Annotated in this window: 7 protein-coding genes and 1 pseudogene; 1 reads left to right on the forward strand and 7 read right to left on the reverse strand. The window is 40.2% G+C overall.

What is annotated here, in order from left to right; genetic code table 11:
* Positions 1-497: 497 nt before the first annotated feature.
* The 3 genes from ACEW80_RS04095 to ACEW80_RS04105 all read right to left on the reverse strand — a co-directional run bounded on the left by ACEW80_RS04095 (position 498) and on the right by ACEW80_RS04105 (position 1,549).
* Entirely contained in the window at positions 498-749 is a 252-nt protein-coding gene (locus ACEW80_RS04095; protein ID WP_373525363.1) for a multiprotein-bridging factor 1 family protein, read from the reverse strand.
* A 106-nt stretch (positions 750-855) separates the two neighbouring features.
* Positions 856-1,080 (reverse strand): hypothetical protein, encoded by a 225-nt coding sequence (locus tag ACEW80_RS04100; protein WP_373525368.1) that lies wholly within the window; start codon positions 1,078-1,080, stop codon positions 856-858.
* Positions 1,064-1,549: a PIN domain-containing protein gene (locus tag ACEW80_RS04105; protein WP_373525364.1), complete on the reverse strand. Its 486-nt coding sequence runs from the start codon at positions 1,547-1,549 to the stop codon at positions 1,064-1,066. The genes ACEW80_RS04100 and ACEW80_RS04105 overlap by 17 nt, the downstream gene beginning before the upstream one ends.
* A gap of 232 nt (positions 1,550-1,781) precedes the next feature.
* Here ACEW80_RS04105 and ACEW80_RS04110 point away from each other — a divergent pair, with 232 nt between their 5' ends.
* The gene (locus ACEW80_RS04110; protein WP_373525369.1) at positions 1,782-2,042 is read left to right on the forward strand and encodes an HNH endonuclease; all 261 of its coding nucleotides are present in this window, start codon (positions 1,782-1,784) and stop codon (positions 2,040-2,042) included.
* Between the two features lie 4 nt (positions 2,043-2,046).
* Here ACEW80_RS04110 and ACEW80_RS04115 read toward each other — a convergent pair whose 3' ends face one another.
* From ACEW80_RS04115 to ACEW80_RS04130, 4 genes and pseudogenes are all read right to left on the reverse strand, one after another.
* A complete protein-coding gene (locus tag ACEW80_RS04115) occupies positions 2,047-2,502 on the reverse strand; it encodes an EVE domain-containing protein (RefSeq protein WP_373525365.1) in 456 nt (151 codons plus the stop codon).
* Between the two features lie 76 nt (positions 2,503-2,578).
* Positions 2,579-2,845, reverse strand: coding sequence for a type II toxin-antitoxin system RelE/ParE family toxin (locus ACEW80_RS04120; protein WP_373525366.1), 267 nt, complete (start codon positions 2,843-2,845; stop codon positions 2,579-2,581).
* Positions 2,842-3,081 carry a hypothetical protein gene (locus ACEW80_RS04125; RefSeq protein WP_373525367.1) on the reverse strand — a complete coding sequence of 80 codons (240 nt, stop codon included), beginning with the start codon at positions 3,079-3,081 and terminating at the stop codon, positions 2,842-2,844. The genes ACEW80_RS04120 and ACEW80_RS04125 overlap by 4 nt, the downstream gene beginning before the upstream one ends.
* 253 nt (positions 3,082-3,334) lie before the next feature.
* Positions 3,335-3,731, reverse strand: a pseudogene (locus tag ACEW80_RS04130) (hypothetical protein); the annotation flags it as partial.

Consider the following 3,731-nt stretch of genomic DNA (forward strand, 5'->3'; position numbering starts at 1 on the left):
ATGTCGGCATTCCAGAACTCATACTTAATAAATTTGGGAAGTACCTTAATTATGCTGTTACTTTCCTCACTAGAAATAAAAGCATAATATCGCAACCTGGGTACACGGCTAATTGAATGTACAAATATCTGGGTATCCAGACATTTAAATACCTGAGTATTCAAATGTTTTAATCAGGTGTATACTGACCATGTTTCTAAACAACGTATTCATTGCTACTAGAAGGCTCTATGCACTTTGCTCATATTCTATTGGAGCAAGCTGGAGTTTTTTGTATGTCCCCTCGAAAAGGGGGAATAGTAAAAACAAGGTTTGGCATTATTGCCTTCAAATCTTTGTTAGCAAAGCTTTTCCCCCCAACGTGTCTCATAAACTGTACTTTTTGAGACACTCCTGTATTGTGTCTCTTTTTATGTCTCAAAATGCAATTCTTAGATCCTCTAAGGACTAATGATACTCTCCCAAATCTATAGCTCTATAAAGGTTTGCGCTTTCTTTTAAGGTAAAGCACCATTCAAGATTAAATTCCTTAATCCCCCTTTTCGAGGGTTTGTACAAAAAACCCCAAGCTGAATCACTACCCTTTGATTGAGAGCGTGAGCGATTTTTTGCAGCATTGAAAGAGAGTGTCCCTCGTAATCAGCATCTTCAAGCCGTGCAATCACAGGCTGTTTTGTGCCAACAAGTTCAGCAAGCTGTTTCTGTGTTAACCCCGATGAAGTTCTGGCTTCATAAATTAGCTGTGCCACTTCTGCATTGAAGCGAATTTACAATATTTAACTCCAGCTATTCAATATTTTAAGTTTTTTCTAGATAAGTTCTGATATTGAATCGCTCATCTGCTGAGACTTGCGTCTACTCAATAATTTCGTCATATTGACTGGTGTCGTCTTCGGGTAATTCTTTCATTTCCACAAACACATCCGCCAAAGTTTTTTCATCTAGCCATTGATGACGTTCTTTGGTGTAGTCTCCTTTACCGGGACTGAAATATTGAATAAACCGAATAGTATCGGCAACTCCCAAAGAATTGATTAAGGCATCGTAGCCCTGTTTGATAATTTCATTTTGGGTTTTCATCATTACTTTCCTCGGCTTGTATTACGAATGCCAGCCATTGAACGGGATTATTAATCAAAACGTTAATTAATTGAGAGTTTTTTTGAGCTTTTTTGAAGAGTCTGTCATCTGTTGTGAGAAATACATCAGCCTGACTTCTTTCGGCGCTGGCGATGTGGGTGGCATCATAGCTGGAGAATCCTAAGAGTTGGAGTTCGGCGGCTCTGTTTTCAATGAAGGTGCTATTAATAACTTTAATTTTAGCAATGGCGAGTAATTTTTTGACGTTTTGTAGTCTTTCTAAATCAGGTGTTTGGTTTAATTCGGCGATTAAAGCACTGCTGTTGATAAGTTTCCAAGTCGCTGATTGACATTGACTCAGAATTGTCATAACTGCCTGTGCTTCTAAATAAACACGGGATTGCGTTTGGTCATCAAACGGACGATTCAAACAACAAGCATCAAGATAGATTTTATATTGTTTGCTCATGGTGTTTAATCATCATATTTTAGTCGGGTTGACCCCGTGAGTAATTCTTACATCATGACTTGTATGCGCGGGGCGATCGCCAGAAGTAAGCGAATCAGTTTGCCGATATCAATTTTGCTATCAAAGCAGCGATTTTACAGACTCTACATAGCTAAATGACACCCACCAACTTCCGCAAGAAGTATTTTGCTCCAAAGTGAATATTTTGATTGATGCTCCCCCCTACCCAGGTATGATGTACGTTATTGGAAAGGCGCAATCTATGGGCTGGCGTTGCTCTAAGTGTGGCTTGCAGTGCATTAGCCCAGGTGATGATACATCCGAACTTTCCCGTTCTCTTAGAATGGCGCTAACATTAACAGTGCATCATAAAAATTTCTTGCCAGAGGATAATCGCCGAGAAAACTTATATGCCTTATGCACAGCTTGTCACCTGAGTTTTCATACCCGACGCAGAGGAAATGTATCGCCAGGACAATTATCTTTATTTTGAATATTTAGGAGATTTTCATCGCCAGAATTTTCTTAGTCACTGCTTCAGGGACAGGCAGCACTGATAACCGATTTCCTTGTCTGACCACCATTAGTTCTTCGGGGTTAAACTCCTCTCGGAGTGTTGATAGCAAGATGAGGTTAGAAAAGGTTTCAACGAATTCGACTAAAACTGTTTGCCAACGAGGGAATTCGGGACTTGATTTCGAGTCATAGTAAATACTATTTGGGTCAAACTGGGTCGGGTCAGCAATACCCGTTTTCACTACACGCATTACCCCAGCAATACCAGGAGGATTTGTGTTGGAGTGATAGAAAAAAGCTAAGTCTCCTGGGAGCATTTGACGCAAATAATTACGAGCTTGATAATTGCGAACACCGTCCCAGATAGTTTCGCGCTGCTGCTGAAGGTCAGCGATGCTGTAAACTTCTGGTTCTGACTTCATGAGCCAATAATTCATCTCTGCCAGATTATGAATATATAAACGTATCTCTTCTACTATGCTGTAGGCGATCGCTCTAATTTTTTATTGCTGGTCAACTTTCATCTTTATATACCTCGCTACGATGTCCGACTGACACAACACTTACCAATAAAACATCATCGAAAATATCGTAGATAACGCGATAGTCGCCTACTCTAATTCGATAGGAATTTTCTTCACCTTTTAACTTTTTTACTCCGTTGGGACGTGGTTCTATTGCTAAGTCATCTATTTTGGTTTGTATGCGGTCAAGCAATTGTTGAGATAGTTTGATAAACATTTTTATCGCCCCCTTGGTAAATTTAACTTCGTAGATCACGCTACGTCCTTTTTTCTTTCATTAGCGATTTCCTTTTTCATGTCTTCCCAGGCGATAAGACTATTATTTTCTACATCACTTTTAGCAGCATGATAGGCGATTAAATCGTTTTCGTCCTCTTCATCTTCGATGTTTTTGAGTAGTGTGTAAATCTCGTCTAAAGTACTGTCATAAGATTGATGTAACAGTACGTTGATTGCGTTGATTAACTGTTCGCGTTCGTGTTCGGTTTTCATTTTTAGACCTCTTTAACTGTTAATCATCTAAATGTAGTGGCTAACGTATATAACAATCCTATCCTACGGACAGTGAAAAGCGGACATTTAATAGACACTTGATAGACATTTGGTGTCTGCGGTGTCTGCGGCTGGTGTCCTCCTGTGTCTATGCTGTATAAGGCTTTCAAGCTTTAGTGTCTGTAGTGTCTGGAGTAGGTGTGTCCGCGAAAAAAGGGGGTTTTGGGAGTAGACACGCGGACACTCTAAGCGGTTAAATTTGATTGAGCTTGATAACACCCTCGGCTATCCAGTCCGCCAATCCTGCCCCCACAATTTCGTACATCCAGCCCTTGATTTGCTCAACAGTGAATCTTTCACCAGCCACTTTAAAATTGCCCTTAAACTCTCTAACATCAGCTGATATTCGTTCCGTTCTAGTGAGGTATTCATACAGTTTTTGCGCCATTGGTGATAGTTTAGTTTTTTCTTCTTGGCTATCACTTGCCTTGCTACCAAGATTGATTTCTAGTTCATAAATGCGCTCTAAAGTAGCTTTGTCAATGGGGGGATTGGGGTTAGATTCTGCTGGGAGAGCGTCGCTAAAGTCAGATATTTTCGCTGTCATTTTGGGCAGATTGACATCAAGCCATTGGCTAGAACTATCAAGC

This window comes from Nostoc sp. (assembly GCF_041747015.1).
GTDB lineage: Bacteria > Cyanobacteriota > Cyanobacteriia > Cyanobacteriales > Nostocaceae > Nostoc.